Source organism: Micromonospora craterilacus (assembly GCF_003236315.1).
GTDB classification, from domain to species: Bacteria; Actinomycetota; Actinomycetes; order Mycobacteriales; family Micromonosporaceae; genus Micromonospora; species Micromonospora craterilacus.
The window spans coordinates 1-18,950 of sequence record NZ_POTY01000028.1 but is presented as its reverse complement, the minus strand read 5'-3'; the positions used below and the strand labels follow the sequence as shown (position 1 = coordinate 18,950).

The following is an 18,950-nucleotide window of genomic DNA, read 5'->3' as shown; positions in this document are numbered from 1 at the left end:
CATCGACCGGTGGCTAATCATAGGCGGTGCAGCGCTCGGAGAAACCATCCGTGAGCGGCACACGCGCCGAACCGCAGGCCGGGCCGGCACATGCCGCACCAACCCTCGGCAAGGCGGGCCGAAAGGCGGGAGACTGGCGGCAGGAAACCAACCGGAGGTGCTGCCGACATGGATCGCCGCGAGATGCTGGCGTACTGCCTGGGCAAGCCGGGAGCCTGGCTCGACCGACCATGGGAGGACGACGAGGTGGTGAAGGTGGGAAGCCGGATCTTCGCGTTTCTCGGACCGGGCGAGACGACCGTGACGGTCGGCGTCAAGTGCGGGCCGAACCGGGACGTGGCCGACGAGTGGCTGCACCGCTACCCGGCCGACGCCCAGGTGATGCGGTACATCGGCCGATCCGGGTGGAACACGCTCCGAATCGACGGCGCGATCCCCGCCGACGAACTGGTCGAGGCGGTCGACGCGTCGTACGAGGCGGTGGTCGCCAAGCTTCCTCGCCGCGAACGGCCCGCCCCCGGCTGATCCGGCGACATCGACACCGGCGCGTCCCGGCCGGCGACCTCGTCCACGCGTGGCCGGCCGGCGGCGTGGCACGCGGATCGCACCGCGCGCCACGCCACCGCCGGACATCAGCGCGGGACGACCCGCTCGGCGGCCCACTCCCGCCAGCCGACCAGCCGGTCGGCGGCGGTGGCGAGCTGGTCGGCGACCGGGCCGGGGCCGGTCGAGCCGGGGGTGGTCCGGGCCGCGAGAGCCGAGCGGACCGACAGCACGTCCCGTACGCCCGGGTCGAGGTGTTCGCTGACCGCGGCCAGGTCGTCGTCGGACACCTCGTCGAGGGCGCAGTCCCGGGCCACGCAGAGCGCCACCAACCTGCCGGTGATCTCATGCGCGTCCCGGAACGGCACACCCTTGCGGACCAGCCAGTCCGCCACCTCGGTGGCCAGCGAGAAGCCCACCGGCGCGGCGGCGACCAGGCGGTCGACGCGTACCGTCATCGTGGAGATCATCCCGGCCAGCGCCGGCAGCAGCAGTTCCAGGGTGTCGACCGCGTCGAAGGCCGGTTCCTTGTCCTCCTGCATGTCCCGGTCGTACGTCATGGGCAGGCCCTTGAGCATGGTCAGCACGCTCACCAACCCGCCGACGAGCCGGCCCGACTTGCCCCGGGCCAGCTCGGCGATGTCCGCGTTCTTCTTCTGCGGCATGATCGACGAGCCGGTGGCGAAGGCGTCGTCCAGCTCGACCCAGCCGAACTCGTGCGACGTCCAGAGCACCACCTCCTCGCCGAGGCGGGACAGGTGCACCCCGATCATCGCGGTGGTGAAGAGGAACTCGGCGACGAAGTCCCGGTCGGCGACCGCGTCCATCGAGTTGGCGAAGGACGTCCGGAAGCCCAACTCCTTCGAGACCGCCACCGGGTCCAACGGCAGCCCCGAACCGGCCAGCGCTCCCGCGCCGAGCGGGCTGACCGCGGCCCGATGATCCCAGTCCCGCAACCGCTCCAGGTCCCGCAGCAGCGGCTGGACGTGGGCGAGCAGCCAGTGGCCGAAGGTGACCGGCTGGGCGTGCTGGAGGTGGGTCATGCCCGGTGCGGCGGTCTCCACGTGCCGCTCGGCCTGCTCGACCAGCGCCTCGGCCAGCTCGACCAGCCGGGCGGCCACCCCGCGGGCGTGGTCGCGCAGGTAGAGCCGCAGATCCGTGGCGACCTGGTCGTTGCGGGACCGGCCGGCGCGCAGCTTGCCGCCGAGGCTGCCGAGCCGCTCCAGCAGCCCGCGCTCCAGCGCGGTGTGCACGTCCTCGTCGTCGACGGTCGGGCGGAACGCCCCGGAGGCGCAGGCGGCCTCCAGGTCGTCGAGGGCGGCGAGGATGCGGCCCAGTTCCTCCGGGTCGAGCAGGCCCGCGCCGGCCAGCACCCGGGCGTGCGCCCGGGAGCCGGCGATGTCGTACGGGGCCAGTCGCCAGTCGAACTGCACGCTCACCGACAGTCGGGCGAGCGCCTCGGCGGGACCGCCGGCGAACCGACCTCCCCACAGGCTCGTCCGGTTGGCCGTTGCGCTGTTCTCGGTCAGGCTCTTGTCGTCCACCCCACCCATTGTGCTGCCCATGATCAGGCACCACCCAACCGGGCGTCCCGGGCGGCCGCCATCCTGCTGGGTAGGCCCCACAGCTGCACGAAGCCCTTGGCGAGGGACTGGTCGAAGGTGTCGCCGGTGTCGTAGGTGGCCAGACCGAAGTCGTAGAGGCTGGCCTCGGAGCGCCGCCCGGTGACCGTGGCCCGGCCGCCGTGCAGGCTCAGCCGCACCTCGCCGCTGACGTGTCGCTGGGCGTCGTCGATGAACGCGTCCAGGGAATCCTTCAGCGGGGAGAACCACAGGCCGTCGTAGACCAGCTCAGCCCAGCGCTGGTCCACGCTCCGCTTGAACCGGGCCAGGTCCCGCTCGACGGTGACCGCCTCCAACTCCTGGTGGGCGGTGATCAGCGTGATCGCGCCGGGTGCCTCGTACACCTCGCGGCTCTTGATGCCCACGAGACGGTCCTCGACCATGTCGAGCCGGCCGACGCCCTGCTCGCCCGCGCGCCGGTTCAGCTCCAGGATCGCCTGGTACGGGGTGACCGTCTCGCCGTCGATCGCGACCGGGACACCGGCGTCGAAGGTGATCACCACCTCGTCGGCGTCGCGCGGCTCGGCCGGGTCGCCGGTGTAGGAGTACAGCTCCTCCAGCGGGCCATTCCAGATGTCCTCCAGGAAGCCGGTCTCCACCGCCCGGCCCCACAGGTTCTGGTCGATGGAGTACGGCGAGCGGGCCGACACGTCGATCGGCAGCCCCTTCTCCTCGGCGAAGGCGATGGCCTTGTCCCGCGTCCAGGCGAAGTCCCGGGCCGGCGCGACGATCTTCAGGTCGGGGGCGAGCGCACCCAGGCCCACCTCGAAACGCACCTGGTCGTTGCCCTTGCCGGTGCAGCCGTGCGAGACGATGGTGCCGCCGTGCGCCCGGGCCGCGGCCACCAGGTGCTTGACGATCAGCGGCCGGCTCAGCGCGGAGACCAGCGGGTAGCGGTCCATGTAGAGGGCGTTGGCCCGGATCGCCGGCAGGCAGTACCCGGCGGCGAACTCGTCGCGGGCGTCGACCACCTCGGCCTCCACCGCGCCGCAGTCCACGGCGCGCTGGCGGATGACGTCCAGATCCTCGCCGCCCTGCCCGACGTCGACCGCCACCGCGATCACCTCGGCGCCGGTCTGTTCGGCCAGGTACGGAATGGCGACGGAGGTGTCCAGCCCCCCGGAGTACGCCAGAACGACCCGCTCTGTCACGGCGTGCTGCTCCCTTCGACGTTCTCTTCGCGGCGGGCCCAGGCGGCGAGCCGTTCGCCGAGCGCGGCCCCACCGTCGGCCTCGCGGGCCACGACGAGGATGGTGTCGTCGCCGGCGATGGTGCCGACGACCTCCGACAGGCCCGCTCGGTCCAACGCGCTGGCCAGGTAGTGGGCTGCGCCGGGCGGGGTACGCAGTACCGCGATGTTGCCGCTGGAGTCGACCTCGTTGAGCAGCTCGCGCAGCAGCCGCACGAGACGGGCCGGGGCCGCCTCGGCGTCACGCAGCGGGCGGTGGCCGTCCTCCGGGATGACGTAGACGGCCCGGCCGTCCCCGCCACGGGCGGTGACCGCGCCGAGTTCCTTCAGGTCCCGGGAGAGGGTGGCCTGGGTGACCTGGACGCCCTCGTCGCCGAGCCGTTCGGCCAGCTCGCTCTGCGACCGGATCGCCTGCTCGCGGATCAGCTCGACGATGCGGGCGTGCCGGGCGGCACGGGTCAACGGTGCGGTCATGGTGTTGTTTCCTCCACGAGAAACGTCAGCAGCGCCTTCTGGGCGTGCAGCCGATTCTCCGCCTGGTCGAAGACGGCGCTCTGCGGGCCGTCGAGCACCTCGTCGGTGATCTCCTCGCCGCGGTGCGCGGGCAGGCAGTGCAGCACGATCGCCTCCGGCGCGGCGTGCCCGAGCAGCGCCTTGTTGACCTGGTACGGCAGGAACGGGGTGGTGCGGTCCAGCCCGTCGCTCTCCTGGCCCATCGAGGTCCAGGTGTCGGTGGCGACCACGTCCGCGGCCCGGACCGCGGCGACCGGGTCGGTGAGCACCCGGACCGAGCCGCCGGTGCCGGCGGCGATCGCCTCGGCGCGGGCCACCACCTCGGCGGCGGGCTGGAAACCGGCCGGGCCGGCCACCCGGACGTGCATCCCGGCGGTCGCGCCGGCCAGCAGGTACGAGTGGGACATGTTGTTCGCCGCGTCGCCGACGTACGCCAGGGTCCGCCCGGCGGTGCCACCGAAGCGTTCCCGGACGGTAAGCAGGTCGGCCAGCAGCTGGCAGGGGTGGAACCCGTCGGTCAGCGCGTTGACCACCGGCACGGTGGCCCCGGCGGCCACCTCGGCGATCCGGTCGTCGCCGTGGGTGCGCAGCACGATCGCCGCCACGTAGCGGGACAGCACCCGACCGGCGTCGCCGAGGGTCTCGCCCCGACCGAAGTGGGTGACCTGGGTGTCCACCACGAGGGGATGGCCGCCGAGTTCGGCGATGCCGGCGTCGAAGGAGATCCGGGTACGCAGGCTCTGCTTGTCGAACAGCACGGCCACCGAGCGGGGGCCGGCCAGTGAGGCGTACCCGAACCGGTCGGCTTTCATCCGGGCGGCCAGGTCGAGCACGGTCGCCTGTTCGGTGGGCGACAGGTCGTCGTCACGCAGGAAGTGCCGGGTCATGCGTTGGCCTCCGTCGTCGTCGGGCCGGTCGGCGCCTCGGCGGTCAGGATCCTGGTGGTGAGCTGCCCTTCCGCACCAGGATCTGCGGCGGCGAGGGCGGTGGGCAGGGCCGTCAGGAAGGCGTCGGCCTGGTGGGCGGTGAGGATCAGCGGCGGGGCCAGCCGGAGCACGTCCGGCTGGATCGGGTTGACCAGGAAGCCGGCCTCGCGCAGCGCCTCGGCGGCGGCGGGCGCCACCGGTGCGGTCAGCGTCACGCCGAGCAGCAGCCCGGCACCCCGGACACCGTCGACCAGCGGGTGACCGAGCCCCTCGATCCCCCGGCGCAGCCGCTCACCGACCCGCTTGACATGGTCGAGCAGCCCCTCGTGGGCGATGGTGGAGATCACCGCGAGGGCGGCGGCGCAGCTGACCGGGTTGCCGCCGAAGGTGCTGCCGTGCGAGCCGGGACCGAGCAGGTCGGCGGCCGGACCGAAGGCGAGGGTGGCACCGATGGGCAGCCCACCCCCCAGGCCCTTGGCCAGGGTCACCACGTCCGGTTCGACGCCGTCGGCCTGGTGGGCGAACCAGTGCCCGGTGCGGCCGATCCCGGTCTGCACCTCGTCGAGCACGAGCAGCGCGCCGTGCCGGGCGGTGATCCGCCGGGCCGCGGCGAGGTAGCCGGCCGGCGGAACGACCACGCCGTTCTCACCCTGGATGGGTTCCAGGATCACCATCGCGGTGGCCTCGGTGACCGCCGCCTCCAGGGCGGCCACGTCGCCGTACGGGACGTGGCTGACCTCGCCCGGCAGCGGGCGGAACGGGTCGGCTTTGGCCGGCTGGCCGGTCAACGCGAGCGCGCCCATGGTGCGGCCGTGGAAGCCGCCGGTGGCGGCGACCACGTGGGTACGCCCGGTACGCCGGGACAGCTTGAACGCCGCCTCGTTGGCCTCCGCGCCGGAGTTGGCGAAGAAGACCCGCCCGGGCCGGCCGGCGAGGGCCAGCAGCAGCTCGGCGAGGGCCACCGGCGGCTCGGCGACGTACAGGTTGGACACGTGCCCGAGGGTGGCGACCTGCTTCGACACGGCGGCCACCACGGCCGGGTGGGCGTGGCCGAGGGCGTTGACCGCGATGCCGCCGAGCAGGTCGACGTACTCCCGGCCGGCCTCGTCGACCACGACGGCGCCGGAGCCGGACACCAGCGCCAGCGGCGGCGTGCCGTAGTTGTCCATCATCGACTGCCGCCACCGCTGCACCAGTGCACTCACGAGGGAATCACCATGGTTCCGAAGCCTTCCGAGGTGAACACTTCCAGCAGCGTGGAGTGGGCGACCCGGCCGTCGACGACGTGCGCGGCGGGCACTCCCCCGTTGACCGCCCGCAGGCAGGCCTCCATCTTGGGCACCATGCCCGACTGCAGCGACGGCAACAGCTTCGCCAGGTCGTCCGTGGTGATTTCACTGACCAGGCTGGTGGTGTCCGGCCAGTTGGCGTACAGGCCGGGCACGTCGGTGAGCACGACCAGCTTGCGCGCCCCCAGGGCGACCGCGAGCGCGGCGGCGGCGGTGTCGGCGTTGAGGTTGTGCAGCACCCCGTCGACGTCCGGCGCCACGGTGGAGATCACCGGGATCCGGCCGGCCGCGATCAGGTCGGCCACCGCCGAGACGTCCACCGACTCGACGTCGCCGACCTGCCCGATGTCGACCGGCTTGCCGTCGACGTACGCGGGCCGCCGCACCGCGGTGAACAGCCCGGCGTCCTCGCCGGAGAGACCCACCGCGAACGGGCCGTGGGCGTTGATCAGCCCGACCAGTTCCCGGCCGACCTGGCCGACCAGCACCATCCGGACCACGTCCATCGCTTCCGGGGTGGTCACCCGCAGGCCGCCCCGGAACTCGCTGTCGATGCCGAGCCGGCCGAGCATGGCCGAGATCTGCGGGCCGCCGCCGTGCACCACGACCGGCTTGAGCCCGGCGTAGCGCAGGAACACCATGTCGGCGGCGAAGGCCCGTTGCAGCTCGGGGTCGACCATGGCGTTGCCGCCGTACTTGACCACGACGGTGGCGCCGGAGAAGCGGGCCAACCAGGGCAGCGCCTCGATCAGCGTGGCGGCCTTGGCCTGGGCGTGGGTGAGATCCGAGGTCAGACTCATGTCGAGTAGGCCGAGTTCTCGTGTACGTAGGCGTGGGACAGGTCGTTGGTCCACACCGTCGCCTCGGCGGCGCCGGCGTGCAGGTCGATGCGGATGGTGACGTCCCGGCCGGTGAGGTCGACCTTCGACCGGTCCTCGGCGGCGGCGCCGGACCGGCAGACCCAGATGCCGTTGACGGCCACGTCGACCTCGTCCGGCTCGAACGCGGCGGCGGTGGTGCCGACGGCGGCCAGGATCCGCCCCCAGTTCGGGTCGTTGCCGAACAGCGCGGTCTTCACCAGGTTGTTGCGGGCCACCGCCCGGCCCACCTCGACCGCGTCGTCCTCGCCGGCCGCGCCGACCACCTCGATGCTGATCTGCTTGGTGGCGCCCTCGGCGTCGGCGATCAACTGCTGGGCCAGGTCGTGGCAGGCGGCGGTGACCGCCTCGGTCAGTTCGGCCTCGCTCGGTGCGACGCCGGAGGCGCCGCTGGCCAGCAGCAGCACGGTGTCGTTGGTGGACATGCAGCCGTCGGAGTCGACCCGGTCGAAGGTGACCCGGGTGGCGGCCCGCAACGCGGCGTAGAGCGCCTCCGGGCCGGCCACCGCGTCGGTGGTGAGCACGCAGAGCATGGTGGCCATGGCCGGGGCCAGCATGCCGGCGCCCTTGGCCATACCGCCGACGGTCCAGCCGTCGCCGTGCGCCACGGTGTTCTTCGGCCGGGTGTCCGTGGTCATGATCGCCTCGGCGGCGGCGGCCCCGCCGTCCGGCGAGAGGGCGCGCACGGCGGCGTCCACGCCGGAGAGCAACTCGGGCATCGGCAGCCGCTCGCCGATCAGGCCGGTGGAGCAGACCGCCACCTCGCCCGCGCTGACCTGGTCCGGGTCGGTCGAGGCCAGCGTGGCGGCGGCGTGCTCGGCGGTGGCGTGGGTGTCCTGGAAGCCGCCCGGACCGGTGCAGGCGTTCGCCCCGCCGGAGTTGAGCACCACCGCCCGGACCACGCCGCCATGGACGACCTGCTGGGTCCAGAGCACCGGCGCCGCCTTGACCCGGTTGCTGGTGAAGACCCCGGCGACCGCGGCGTCGGGGCCGTCGTTGACGACGAGGGCCACGTCGGGCGCGCCGCTGGTCTTGAGGCCGGCGGCCACCCCGGCCGCCCGGAAGCCCCGGGGCGTGGTGACGGTCATCGGGTCACTCCCCAGCTGGACAGGCCCGTGGTCTCGGGCAGGCCGAACATCAGGTTGGCGTTCTGCACCGCCTGGCCGGCGGCGCCCTTGCCGAGGTTGTCGAGGGCGGCGACCACGATCAGCCGACCGGAGTCGGTGTCGACGGTGGCCTGCAGGTGGCAGGAGTTGCCGCCGAGGGTGGCGGCGGTGTGCGGCCACCGGCCCTCGGGCAGCAGGTGCACGAACGGGTCGTCCGCGTACGCCTCGGCCAGCACCGTTCGCGGGTCGACCTCGCGGGCCGGCAACGCCGTCACCGTGGCCAGGATGCCGCGCGGCATCGGCGCGAGCACCGGGGTGAACGACAGCCCGGTCGCCCCGGTCGCCTGCTTGATCTCCGGGACGTGCTGGTGGGCGCCGACCCGGTACGGCGACAGGTCGCCCATCACCTCGCTGGCGAGCAGGTGGGGCTTGGCGGCCCGGCCGGCGCCCGAGGTGCCGGACGCGGCGACGACCACCACGTCGGCCGGTTGGGCGGCACCGGCGGCGATCAGCGGCGCGAGCGCGAGGATGATCGTCGCGGCGTAGCAGCCGGTGTTGGCGACCCGGGTCGCGGCGGCGATCCGCTCCCGCTGGCCCGGCAGCTCAGGCAGACCGTAGGTCCAGGCGCCGGCGTGCGGGCCGCCGTAGTAGCTGGCCCAGGCGTCGCCGTCGACGAGCCGGTGGTCCGCGCCGAGGTCGACGACCCGGACCGCGGCGGGCAACTGTGCCGCGATTGCGGCGGACTCGCCGTGCGGCAGGGCCAGGAAGACCAGGTCGGCCTCGGCCAGCCGGCCCGGGTCGGTCTCGGCGAGCACCAGGTCCAGCCCGGTGAGCTGGGGGTGGACCGCGTCCAGGGGTTGCCCGGCCTGGCGGTGCGCGGTGGCGGCCACCAGCTCGAACTCGGGGTGCCCGGCCAGCAGGCGCAGCAGCTCACCGCCGGCGTAGCCGCTCGCCCCGGCAACCGCGACCCGAATTCCCATGCTCACCTCCGTATGACTATGCAACGAGGCTAGCAGCGGGGAGATCCTTTCGCAAGTTCATGCAATCGACTGCATGGCAATAACATCGCTGCTCGGTGGCCCACCCGCCCCCACGGCAAGCGGCCCGCGTCGCGGTGACGACACGGGCCGCTGCTGCTGCCGGCGGGGCCGGCCGGGTGACACTCGGGGCGGGCCCGGTCAGAGGCGGCCCTCCGCCACCGCCCGGGCGACCCAGGGGATGACCTCGTCGAGCATCTCGTCCAGCGAGGTGGTGGCGGTGAAGCCGAGCACCTCACCGGCCTTCGTGGTGTCCGGTACCCGCTTCTGCACGTCGTACTGGAACGGCTCGTCGCTGACGTACCGGAACGGCACGTCAGCACCCTTGATCTTGTGCCAGATCAGTTCGGCCAGCTCCAGGACGGTGGTCGACTGGGCGGTGGAGAGGTTGAAGTCGTCGTTGCGCGCCGCCGGATGCTCGATCGCCAGCGCGATCCCCCGGGCCAGGTCACCGCCGTAGGTGTAGTGCCGCACCTGGTTGCCCTCGCCGAGGATGTGCAGCGGGTCCTGCCCCTTGACGATCTTCTGCACCAGGTCGGGCACCACGTGCGACATGGCCAGCTTCACGTTGCCGGAGAGCACCTCGGCCTGGCCCAGCGCGCGTCCCTCCCCCACGCCCACACAGTTGAACGGCCGCACGATCGTGTACGGCAACTGGTACTGCTCCCAGGCGGCCCGGGCGTAGTACTCCACGGCCAGCTTCTGGAAGCCGTACGACGACAGCGGCGGCGGGATGCGCCGCTCGTCACCCTCCCGGCTCGGCCAGTGCTCGGTGGACTCGTACACCATCGAGGAGGACAGGTAGGTCACCTTGGCCAGCCGGCCGTCCCGGTGCGCCTGGATCGCCGCGTCGCAGGTGGCGGCCATGATCCGCTCGTTGGTGGCGAGCAGGTCGTAGGCGTACGCGTGGAAGTAGGAGATCCCGCCGATCATCGCCGCCCCGGCGACCAGGTGATCGCAACCGTCGAGCAACTCGGTGAGCAGGTCGCCGTCGCGGGCGTCACCCTCGACGAACCGGAACCGGGGATGGTCGTCGTAGCTGTGGGTCACCGGGCCGTACTTGGAGAAGTTGTCGACGCCGACCACCTCGTGGCCGCGGTCCAGCAGCTCCGAGACGAGGTAGCCGCCGATGAAACCGGCCGAACCAGTTACCAGGACCTTCGCCACCTGCGCTCCTATGCCGTCTTCTTCTCGTACTCGGTGCTGCCCCGCGGAGTCGGCACGGCCGCCGGCCTCGTCCGCGCGGCCAGCTTCGCCGGGCTCAGCCGTCGACCGTAGGCGAACAGGTACCAACGCAGGTAGCCGGGGAGGAAGCGACCCAGGTCGAAATGGGACTCGCCGAGCGGCCGATCCAACCAGATGGTCGGGATCTCGGCCACCGGCAGCCGCAGCCGGGTGGCCTTCGCGGTCAACTCCAGCCCGATCTCGAAGCCGGTCCGCGACTCGATGCCCACCTCGCGGACGAACGCCGTGTCGTACGCCTTGAAGCTGTTGGTGGCGTCCCGGGTGCCCACCCGGGCCAGCGTGTAGAGGCTACGGCCCGCCCAGCGCGACAGCAGCCGCTTCAGCCTCGGCCCACCGACCTGCTGGCCGCCCGGCATGTACCGGGAGGCGGCGGCCACCACCACGCCCCGATCCACCAGCCGGGCCAGCTCGTCGATCTGCCGGGGATCGTCGCAACCGTCGGCCATCGTCACCACCACGACCGGCGCCAGCGCCGCGTCGATCCCGAACCGGATCGCGTTGGCCGGCCCCCGGCCGTAGGTGTTGAGCACCGCCCGCACCCGCGGGTCGGTGCGCGCGATCTGCTCGACGTACGGGACCGTGGTGTCCTCCGGCATGTCGTGCACGATGAGCACCTCGGCGGGAAGCAGCAACTCCCGCAGCATCCGCTCCAGACAGCGGACGATCGCCTCGCCCTCGTCGTACACCGGCACGATCACCGAGACCCGGGGGTTCACACGCGAACCCCCTGCCCGGTCAGGCCCCACATGTCGATCACCGGTTTGTCGGTGTCCAGGCGGGCGTACTGCTCGTGCGGGGCGGCGATGACCAGCAGGTCGGCCCGGCGCAGCACCTCGTCGAGATCGACGAAGCGCTCGTCGGTCACGTACGGGTCGGTGCACAGCGTCTCCCGGGTCTTCAACGCCAGGATCTTGCGCAGCTTGTACGCCAGGCTCTCCCGCGGGTCGTCGCTGCCGCCCTTGAAGGCCATGCCGAGGATGCCCACCGTCGAGGCGGCCAGGTCGAACCGGTCCTCCAGGCGGGACACCAGGTACAGCGGCAGCCCCTCGTTGATCAGCATCGCCGAGTGGCCGAGGACGAAGTTGTTCCGGTTGAACGCGGCCAGCTGCATGGTGTCCTTGAACAGGCACGGCCCGGCGGCGAACCCGGGCATCGGCAGGTCCGCGGCGCGCGGGTAGTCGTAGGCCACCGCGTGCCGGATCCGGGCGAAGTCCAGCCCGAAGTCGTTGGCCATCATCCAGAACTGGTTGGCGGTGGCGAACTTGATGTAGCGCCAGGTGTTGGTGAACAACTTCGCCAGCTCCGCCTCCTCGGGCTGGAGCGGGACGATCCCGTCGGTCAGATGCCGGAACAGCTTCTCCGCCCGGGCCTGCGCCTCCGGCGTACGGGCGGCGACGATCTGCGGCAGGGTGAACAGCTCGGTCATCGCGTGGCCCTCGGCGATGCGTTCCGGGCAGAAGGCGACGTCGGTGCGCAGTCCCCGGCCGGCCAGCAGCTTCTCGGTCAGCGCGGTCACTCCCGGATAGACGGTGCTGCGCAGCACGATCAGTTGCCCGTCGTGCAGGTGCTCGGCACAGCGCTCCAGGGCCCTCGGCACCGCACCGAGATCCGGGTTGAGGTGCTCGTCGACCGGCGTGCCCACCACGACCACCAGATGCTCCGACACCCCGACCGCGGCCGGGTCGGTGGTGGCCCGCAGCCGGCCCGAGGCGACCGCCTCGGCCAGCGGCTCGGCCGCGCCGGGTTCGGCGAAGGGCAACGTGGCGGCATTGACGGTGGCAACCGCGTCGGCGTTGAGGTCGTACAGCACGACGGAGAGGCCGCGGGCGGCGAAGGCGATGCCCAGTGGCAGGCCCACCCGGCCACAACCACCGACGATGCAGACGTCGACCGTGGAGGGTGGATCGTCGGACATGAGTGGACTCCCGTGGGGGTGGCGGGGGTGTGATCCCGGTGTCACTCGGAATCCAAGCAGGCTAACCGCTCGGACATGACCCGCGGGTAACCAAACAGCCATCGGTGTCGACCTTTCGGCCGACCCGTCACGCAGCGCACCCCAACCATCACCAACGGCGCTCGCCGAGGGTGTAAAGAAGGGCCCCTTCCTATACGCGAGGCGTTAAGAAGGGACCCTTCCTTACATCTCAGGCGCCGCGGAGGGTGGCGCCGAAACGCTCCGCGGCCCGGGCCACGGCGGCGTCACGGGCGGCCACCGCCTCCTCGACGGTCAGCGTCCGGTCCGGCGCGCGGAAGGTGAGCTTGTACGCCAGCGACTTACGCCCGGCGCCCAGCTGCTCCGAGGCGTACACGTCGAACAGGCGCACCGACTCCAGCAGCTCACCGGCACCGTCGGTGAGCGCCTGCCGCACCTCCTGGGCGGGAACCGAGTCGTCCACCACCAGCGCCACGTCGATCAGCGCCGGCGGGAAACCGGACACCATGGGCGCGGGCGCCACCGGCGCCGCCGGCAGCGCGTCCAGGTCCAGCTCCATGGCGCTGGTACGCCTCGGCAGCTCCAGCGCCGCGACGACGGCCGGGTGCAGCTCGCCGGCGTGGCCGACCACCGACCCGTCGACCAGCAATTCGGCGCAGCGGCCGGGGTGCCAGGGGGCGTACCCGGTGGCCCGCACCTCGATCCGCCCGTCGGGCACCCCGGCGGCGGCGAGGACCGCACGGCCCGCCTCGATGGCGTCGGCCCAACCGGCCGGCCGCCCGGCACCCCACCAACCGGCCGGCTCGACGTCGCCGGTCAGCACGACGGCGACGTGCCGGGGCTGGTGCGGAACCACCGCGTCGGCGGCGGCGAACTCCGCGTCGGTGGGTCGCCGGTCGACACCCATCGCCGGCGGACGACCCGCTCCCGGACGCGGCTGGAAGACCGTGCCGATCTCGTAGAGGGCCAGGTCGCGCAGACCGCGGCCAAGGTTGCGCTTCACGATGCCGAGCAGCGGGCCGAGCAGCGTGGTACGCAGCAGCGGCTCCTCCTCCGACAGCGGGTTGGCCAGCCGCACCGCCTGGCGGCGCGAGTCGTCGGCGGGCAGGCCGAGTTGGTCGGCCAGGTCGGCGGCCACGAACGGGTGCGCCAGGACCTCGACGTATCCCCGCTCGGCCAGCGAGCGGGACACCGCCCGGGCGCGCCGCTGCTGCCAGGTCAGCCCCCGGCCGGGCGGCGCGGTCGGCAGCAGCGACGGCACCTTCTCGTACCCGTCGAGGCGGACCACCTCCTCGACCAGGTCGGCCGGGTCGGTGAGGTCGGGCCGCCAGGTCGGCGGGGTGACGGTGAGCGCCTCGCCGACGGCGGCGGCGACACCCACCTCGCCCGGGTCCTCGGCCAGCCGGTCGGCGCCCCGGGCCACGGTGCAGCCGATCTGCTCCAGCAGGGCGACCACCCGCGCGGGCGGGTAGTCCACCCCGACCCGCCGGCTGGGCAGGTCGACCGGCATCGTCACCGGCGTACCCGGCCGGACGTGGTCGATGTCCAGCACCTCGTCGCCGGCGGCGCCGCCGGCGTGCTCGGTCAGCAGCCGCACCGCCCGCTCCAGCGCGACCAGCGGCAGGGCCGGGTCGACGCCCCGCTCCCAGCGCTTCGCCGCCTCGCTGAACAGCTTGTGCCGGCGTGCGGTGCGCCCGACCATCGCCGGGTCCCAGTGCGCGGCCTCGAAGAGCACGTTGACGGTGCCCGGCAGGACCTCGCTGGTCTCGCCGCCCATCACGGCGGCGAGCGAGATCGGCACGCCGTCGCCGCCGCCGGCGAGCGGGTTCGTCAGCCCGGCGTCGCAGATGACCATGTCCTCCGGTGCGAGCGCCCGGGTCACCCCGTCCAGGGTGGTCAGCTTCTCGCCCGGTTCGGCCCGCCGGACCACCAGCGGCCCGGCGATCCGGTCCGCGTCGAAGGCGTGCATCGGCTGGCCGAGTTCGAGCATCACGTAGTTGGTGATGTCGACGGGCAGCGAGATGCTGCGGATGCCGGCGACGGTCAGCCGCTGCTGCATCCAGCTCGGCGTCGGTGCCGCCGGGTCGATGCCGCGCACCATCCGGGCGGCGAACCGGTCGCAGCCGAGGGTGTCGCGCACCTCGACCGGGTACGCCGGGGCGGCCGTGCCGGCCGGCGCGGGTACCCGGCCCGGGTCGCGGAACGGCACCGCCAGGGCGTGCGACAGCTCCCGGGCCAGACCGCGGACGCTCATCGCGTACCCCCGGTCGGGGGTGATCTCCGCGTCGACCACGATGTCGTCGAGACCGACGACGGGCCGGGCGTCGTCGCCGGGCTTCGCCGGGGTGTCCGGGGGCAGCACGATGATGCCCGCGTGGTCGTCACCCAGGCCCAGCTCCTTCGCGGAGCAGATCATGCCGTTGGAGTTGCGCCCGTACGTCTTGCGCGCGCCGATGGCGAAGCCTCCCGGCAGCACGCCGCCGGGCAGGATGACCACGACCCGGTCGCCCGGGGCGAAGTTGCGCGCCCCGCAGACGATCTCCTGCGGCTCGCCGGTGCCGTTGGCGGCACCGACGTCCACCCGGCAGAACCGGATCGGCTTCTTGAAGCCGGTCAGCTCCTCGATCTCGAGGACCTCGCCGACCACCAGCTGCCCGGTGATCGTGGCGGACATGTCCACGATGGACTCGACCTCGATGCCGAGGTCGACCAAGGCCCGCTCCAGCTCACCGACGGGCAGGTCGGCCGGGAGATCGACGTACTCCCGCAGCCAACTGACAGAAACTCGCATGACTCAGACCACCGTCTCCGTAACTCGCGCCCGCACTACGACCCGTGCCCGAACGCCCGGGTGAACCGGACGTCGCCCTCGACCAGATCCCGCATGTCGCCCACACCGTGCCGGAACATGACGGTGCGGTCGATGCCCATGCCGAAGGCGAACCCGGAGTAGACCTCCGGGTCGATGCCACAGGCCCGCAGCACCCGCGGGTTGACCATGCCGCAACCACCCCACTCGACCCACTGCGGGCCCTTGCGGTGCTCCGGGAACCACACGTCGAACTCCGCCGACGGCTCGGTGAACGGGAAGTAGTGCGGCCGGAAGCGGGTCTTCGCGCCCTCGCCGAACATCGCCCGGGCGAAGTGGTCGAGCGTGCCACGCAGATGCGCCATGGTGATGCCCTTGTCCACCACCAGGCCCTCGACCTGGTAGAAGACCGGGGAGTGGGTGGCGTCCAGCTCGTCGGTGCGGTAGACCCGCCCCGGCACCACCACGTAGATGGGTGGCTGCCGGGTGAGCATGGTGCGCGCCTGCACCGGCGAGGTGTGGGTACGCAGCACGAGGCCCGACTCCTCGGCCGGTGCGATGTGGAAGGTGTCCATCAGGCCACGGGCGGGATGGTCGGCGGGGATGTTGAGCGCGTCGAAGTTGGTCCACTCCAGCTCGACCTCGGGCCCCTCGGCCACCTCGTAGCCCATGCCGATGAACAGGTCGCTGATCTGCTCCATCTGCACGGTGATCGGGTGCCGGGAACCACGCGGCCGGCGGTCGTAGGGCAGCGTCACATCGACGCGCTCCTCGACCAGCACCCGCTCGGCCTGCTCCCGCTCCAGCACCTCGGCGCGGTCGGCGTACGCCTGCTCGATGGCGCGGCGGGCCTCGTTGACCCGCTTGCCGGCGTCGGCCTTCGCGGCCGGCGGCAGCGCGCCGATCTCCCGGCGGGCCAGCGAAACCGGGGCCCGGTCGCCGAGGTGCGCCGGACGCGCCGCGGTCAGCGCGTCGGGGTCACCGGCGGCGGCGAACGCCTTCTCGGCCTCGGTCACGGCCCCGGCCAGGGCGGCCGGGTCGAGCAGGGCGACCTGCTTCGGGTCGTACGGATCGTTGCGATAGCTCATGGCGTACGGGCACTCCCTCACGGCGGCGCCGGCCCTCACGGGCGGCGAAGCGAGTCTACGGACGCGCGGCTGTGCCGCAGCCCGCCGGTGGGAGTCGCGTGGAAAGCAGGTCAGACCCGCCGCCCGCCGACACCGGCGGGCTGGCTAAACGAACGCCGTGGCGCGTTCTCCATGAGGGGCCGCTCTCCTTGTGCTGTCTTGCCTGTGCGGCGCGTGACCGTGGTCAGCGCTGTGCTCTCGCTGAAGCGTACAGGCAGACCGCAGCGGCCGCAGCCAGGTTGAGGCTCTCGGCGCGCCCGTGCAGCGGCACCCGCACCCGGGCGTCGGCGGCCTCGGCCAGCTCACCGGGCAGGCCGTGGGCCTCGGAACCGAACAGCCACGCGGTGGGCGCCGCGAGCCGGCCGGCATCGGCCAGATCGTCGAGATCCTCCGCGCCGTACCCGGTCGCGGCGAGCACCGCCAGCCCCGCGGCCCGCGCCGAGGCGAGCACCGCCGCGGGGTCGCGCTCGCGGACCACGTCGACGTGGAACAGGCTGCCGGCCGAGGCCCGTACGCACTTGCCGTTGTACGGATCGACCGCCTCACCGGCGAAGACCACCATGGCGGCGCCGGCCGCGTCGGCGGTGCGCAGCACGGTGCCGGCGTTGCCCGGGTCACGGATTCCGGCGAGCACGGCGACCAGCCGGGGGCCGCGGGCCAACGCCGCCGCCAGCGGCACGTCGAGGTGCTGGCAGACGGCGACCAGGCCCTGCGGGGCGACGGTCTCGGTGAGGGCCTCGACGGCCTCGTCGGTCACCTCGGAGACCGGTACGTCGGCACCGGCGGCGGCCGCCGCGAGGTCGGCGTACCGGTCGAGCGCGGCCGGGGTGCCGAACAGCTCCACCACGGTGCGGGGACGGCCCAGCGCCTCCCGGACCGCCTGCGGCCCCTCGGCCAGGAACCGGCCGGTGGCCTCGCGCTCCCGGCGACGCTGGAGCCGGCGGGCGGCGACCACCCTGGGCGTACGCGGCGTGAAGGGCATGATGTCCTCACCACACACGCGCGAGGCGCCCCCCGTCGTCGAGGGACGCCTCGCTGCGCTGTGCGGAGATCAGGCGGCCTGGGCCGCCGCGCCGCCGGTGCCCTCGGCCTGCACCGCGGCCCGGGCCAGCTCGACGATCGCCGCGAACGCGGGAGCGTCGTTGACGGCCATGTCGGCCAGGATCTTGCGGTCGACCTCGATGCCGGCCAGGCGCAGGCCCTGGATCAGCCGGTTGTAGGTCATCCCGTTGGCGCGGGCGCCCGCATTGATCCGCTGGATCCACAGCTGCCGGAAGTCGCCCTTACGGTCGCGACGGTCCCGGTAGGCGTACTGCATCGAGTGCAGCACCTGCTCCTTGGCCTTGCGGTACAGCCGGGAGCGCTGACCGCGGTAGCCGCTCGCGGTCTCCAGCAGGGTACGGCGCTTCTTCTGGGCGTTCACAGCCCGCTTGACGCGTGCCATCTCAACTCCTTCTTAGACTTCAGGTGGCGCGCGTCAGCGGCCGAGCAGCTTCTTGAGGCGCTTAACGTCGGACTTGGCGGCCTCGACCAGGCCCGTCAGCCGGCGGGTACGGGTGGAGGGCTTCTTCTCCAGGTTGTGGCGCAGACCGGCCTGCTGCTTCATGATCTTGCCCTTGCCGGTCACGCGGACCCGCTTGCCCGTCCCCGTGTGGCTCTTCATCTTCGGCATGTGGAACGTCTTCTCCCCTGTTACTGGCCGCTGGTGTCAGCGGTCGTGCCGGTCTCACCGGCTGCTGCGCTCTCACTGGCCGCCGTGGACTCGGCGGCCACCGCGGTGGCGGGCTCCTCCGCGGTTCGCTCCCGGGGTCCACCACGAGATGCCGTGGCGGCGACCGCGGAGGCCTTCACAGCCCGGTGCGGAGCGAGAACCATGATCATGTTTCGGCCGTCCTGCTTCGGAGCGGACTCGACGTATCCCAGTTCCGTGATCTCGGACTCGAGCCGGCGCAGGAGCCGGTAGCCCAGCTCCGGGCGGCTCTGCTCGCGACCGCGGAACATGATCGTCACCTTGACCTTGTCGCCGGCCTTGAGGAACCGCACCACGTGACCCTTTTTGGTCTCGTAGTCGTGCGGGTCAATCTTCGGCCGGAGCTTCATCTCCTTGATGACGGTCTGCTGCTGGTTACGCCGCGCTTCGCGCGCCTTCAGTGCGCTCTCGTACTTGAACTTGCCGAAGTCCATGAGCTTGCACACCGGCGGGCGCGCCATCGGCGCAACCTCGACCAGGTCCAGATCGACGTCCGCGGCCAGCTGAAGGGCGCGCTCCAGCGGGACGATGCCCACCTGCTCACCCTCGGGGCCGACCAGTCGGACCTCACGTGCCCGGATCTGCTCGTTCACGCGTGGTTCGACGCTGATGGGGCCTCCTCGAGTCGGATCTTCATGCTTGGCCGACCCCGCGGCTCCCGGTGGGAACCAACCCGGAAAGCAGAAGGCCCCGGCGCATGCCAGGGCCCGCTCGACCGGTCGGCACGATCACAGGATCGCGCATCCGGAACCGGGACGTGCCCGGAACCGGGGACCGGACCCGGCCGCCACAGTCGGCGACGCGGGTGGGAGCAGGCGCTCCACTTTCATGGCCGCCCGCTGGTGCGGACAGCCTGGTCGACTCGACAACACTACACCCTCGGCAACCCGCCTCCCAAACCGGGCACCCGACAACCCGCAGGTGGCGGCCGAAAGCACCACCGGCACCACCCGGCACCACCCGGCGCCCCTGCGCCCCTGCGC

At 72.5% G+C, this 18,950-nt stretch carries 18 protein-coding genes; 1 reads left to right on the top strand and 17 read right to left on the bottom strand.

Annotated features, from left to right (window positions below; all coding sequences use genetic code 11):
* Positions 1-168: 168 nt before the first annotated feature.
* Positions 169-525, top strand: coding sequence for an MmcQ/YjbR family DNA-binding protein (locus C1I95_RS07190; RefSeq protein WP_111212986.1), 357 nt, complete (start codon positions 169-171; stop codon positions 523-525).
* A 107-nt stretch (positions 526-632) separates the two neighbouring features.
* Here C1I95_RS07190 and argH read toward each other — a convergent pair whose 3' ends face one another.
* From argH to infC, 17 genes are all read right to left on the bottom strand, one after another.
* A complete protein-coding gene (argH, locus tag C1I95_RS07185; RefSeq protein ID WP_111212999.1) occupies positions 633-2,096 on the bottom strand; it encodes an argininosuccinate lyase in 1,464 nt (487 codons plus the stop codon).
* Positions 2,097-2,110: 14 nt separating this feature from the next.
* Entirely contained in the window at positions 2,111-3,316 is a 1,206-nt protein-coding gene (locus C1I95_RS07180) for an argininosuccinate synthase (RefSeq protein ID WP_111212985.1), read from the bottom strand.
* Positions 3,313-3,828, bottom strand: coding sequence for an arginine repressor (locus C1I95_RS07175; RefSeq protein ID WP_111212984.1), 516 nt, complete (start codon positions 3,826-3,828; stop codon positions 3,313-3,315). The genes C1I95_RS07180 and C1I95_RS07175 overlap by 4 nt, the downstream gene beginning before the upstream one ends.
* Positions 3,825-4,754, bottom strand: coding sequence for an ornithine carbamoyltransferase (gene argF, locus C1I95_RS07170; protein WP_111212983.1), 930 nt, complete (start codon positions 4,752-4,754; stop codon positions 3,825-3,827). The genes C1I95_RS07175 and argF overlap by 4 nt, the downstream gene beginning before the upstream one ends.
* Positions 4,751-5,998 carry an acetylornithine transaminase gene (locus tag C1I95_RS07165; protein ID WP_233513409.1) on the bottom strand — a complete coding sequence of 416 codons (1,248 nt, stop codon included), beginning with the start codon at positions 5,996-5,998 and terminating at the stop codon, positions 4,751-4,753. Before C1I95_RS07165 ends, argF begins: the two co-directional genes overlap by 4 nt.
* Positions 5,995-6,882, bottom strand: coding sequence for an acetylglutamate kinase (argB, locus tag C1I95_RS07160; RefSeq protein ID WP_111212982.1), 888 nt, complete (start codon positions 6,880-6,882; stop codon positions 5,995-5,997). Before argB ends, C1I95_RS07165 begins: the two co-directional genes overlap by 4 nt.
* Positions 6,879-8,048, bottom strand: a complete 1,170-nt coding sequence (argJ, locus tag C1I95_RS07155) for a bifunctional glutamate N-acetyltransferase/amino-acid acetyltransferase ArgJ (protein WP_111212981.1) — start codon at positions 8,046-8,048, stop codon at positions 6,879-6,881. Before argJ ends, argB begins: the two co-directional genes overlap by 4 nt.
* Complete coding sequence (argC, locus tag C1I95_RS07150; protein ID WP_111212980.1) at positions 8,045-9,046, bottom strand: N-acetyl-gamma-glutamyl-phosphate reductase; 1,002 nt, start codon at positions 9,044-9,046, stop codon at positions 8,045-8,047. The genes argJ and argC overlap by 4 nt, the downstream gene beginning before the upstream one ends.
* A 198-nt stretch (positions 9,047-9,244) precedes the next feature.
* On the bottom strand, positions 9,245-10,270 hold the full coding sequence (locus C1I95_RS07145) for an NAD-dependent epimerase/dehydratase family protein (RefSeq protein ID WP_111212979.1): 1,026 nt from the start codon (positions 10,268-10,270) through the stop codon (positions 9,245-9,247).
* An 8-nt stretch (positions 10,271-10,278) separates the two neighbouring features.
* Positions 10,279-11,064 (bottom strand): glycosyltransferase family 2 protein, encoded by a 786-nt coding sequence (locus tag C1I95_RS07140; RefSeq protein WP_111212978.1) that lies wholly within the window; start codon positions 11,062-11,064, stop codon positions 10,279-10,281.
* The gene (locus C1I95_RS07135) at positions 11,061-12,263 is read right to left on the bottom strand and encodes a nucleotide sugar dehydrogenase (RefSeq protein ID WP_111212977.1); all 1,203 of its coding nucleotides are present in this window, start codon (positions 12,261-12,263) and stop codon (positions 11,061-11,063) included. Before C1I95_RS07135 ends, C1I95_RS07140 begins: the two co-directional genes overlap by 4 nt.
* 229 nt (positions 12,264-12,492) lie before the next feature.
* Positions 12,493-15,072, bottom strand: coding sequence for a phenylalanine--tRNA ligase subunit beta (gene pheT / locus C1I95_RS07130; protein WP_111212976.1), 2,580 nt, complete (start codon positions 15,070-15,072; stop codon positions 12,493-12,495).
* A gap of 35 nt (positions 15,073-15,107) precedes the next feature.
* Positions 15,108-16,178, bottom strand: a complete 1,071-nt coding sequence (gene pheS, locus C1I95_RS07125; RefSeq protein ID WP_111212975.1) for a phenylalanine--tRNA ligase subunit alpha — start codon at positions 16,176-16,178, stop codon at positions 15,108-15,110.
* 223 nt (positions 16,179-16,401) lie between these two features.
* Positions 16,402-17,199 (bottom strand): TrmH family RNA methyltransferase, encoded by a 798-nt coding sequence (locus C1I95_RS07120; RefSeq protein WP_111212997.1) that lies wholly within the window; start codon positions 17,197-17,199, stop codon positions 16,402-16,404.
* 69 nt (positions 17,200-17,268) lie between these two features.
* Positions 17,269-17,661 carry a 50S ribosomal protein L20 gene (gene rplT, locus C1I95_RS07115; protein WP_111212974.1) on the bottom strand — a complete coding sequence of 131 codons (393 nt, stop codon included), beginning with the start codon at positions 17,659-17,661 and terminating at the stop codon, positions 17,269-17,271.
* A gap of 33 nt (positions 17,662-17,694) precedes the next feature.
* The gene (rpmI, locus tag C1I95_RS07110; RefSeq protein ID WP_111212973.1) at positions 17,695-17,889 is read right to left on the bottom strand and encodes a 50S ribosomal protein L35; all 195 of its coding nucleotides are present in this window, start codon (positions 17,887-17,889) and stop codon (positions 17,695-17,697) included.
* A gap of 20 nt (positions 17,890-17,909) precedes the next feature.
* A complete protein-coding gene (gene infC / locus C1I95_RS07105) occupies positions 17,910-18,560 on the bottom strand; it encodes a translation initiation factor IF-3 (protein WP_111212972.1) in 651 nt (216 codons plus the stop codon).
* Positions 18,561-18,950 lie beyond the last annotated feature (390 nt).

Excerpts from the sequence above, each read along its gene's own strand:
- C1I95_RS07190 (WP_111212986.1), top strand. The coding sequence starts at position 169 with ATGGATCGCCGCGAGATGCTGGCGTACTGCCTGGGCAAGCCGGGAGCC.
- argH (WP_111212999.1), bottom strand. The coding sequence starts at position 2,096 with ATGGGTGGGGTGGACGACAAGAGCCTGACCGAGAACAGCGCAACGGCC.
- C1I95_RS07175 (WP_111212984.1), bottom strand. The coding sequence starts at position 3,828 with ATGACCGCACCGTTGACCCGTGCCGCCCGGCACGCCCGCATCGTCGAG.
- argF (WP_111212983.1), bottom strand. The coding sequence starts at position 4,754 with ATGACCCGGCACTTCCTGCGTGACGACGACCTGTCGCCCACCGAACAG.
- argB (WP_111212982.1), bottom strand. The coding sequence starts at position 6,882 with ATGAGTCTGACCTCGGATCTCACCCACGCCCAGGCCAAGGCCGCCACG.
- argJ (WP_111212981.1), bottom strand. The coding sequence starts at position 8,048 with ATGACCGTCACCACGCCCCGGGGCTTCCGGGCGGCCGGGGTGGCCGCC.
- argC (WP_111212980.1), bottom strand. The coding sequence starts at position 9,046 with ATGGGAATTCGGGTCGCGGTTGCCGGGGCGAGCGGCTACGCCGGCGGT.
- C1I95_RS07135 (WP_111212977.1), bottom strand. The coding sequence starts at position 12,263 with ATGTCCGACGATCCACCCTCCACGGTCGACGTCTGCATCGTCGGTGGT.
- pheT (WP_111212976.1), bottom strand. The coding sequence starts at position 15,072 with ATGCGAGTTTCTGTCAGTTGGCTGCGGGAGTACGTCGATCTCCCGGCC.
- pheS (WP_111212975.1), bottom strand. The coding sequence starts at position 16,178 with ATGAGCTATCGCAACGATCCGTACGACCCGAAGCAGGTCGCCCTGCTC.
- C1I95_RS07120 (WP_111212997.1), bottom strand. The coding sequence starts at position 17,199 with ATGCCCTTCACGCCGCGTACGCCCAGGGTGGTCGCCGCCCGCCGGCTC.
- rplT (WP_111212974.1), bottom strand. The coding sequence starts at position 17,661 with ATGGCACGCGTCAAGCGGGCTGTGAACGCCCAGAAGAAGCGCCGTACC.
- rpmI (WP_111212973.1), bottom strand. The coding sequence starts at position 17,889 with ATGCCGAAGATGAAGAGCCACACGGGGACGGGCAAGCGGGTCCGCGTG.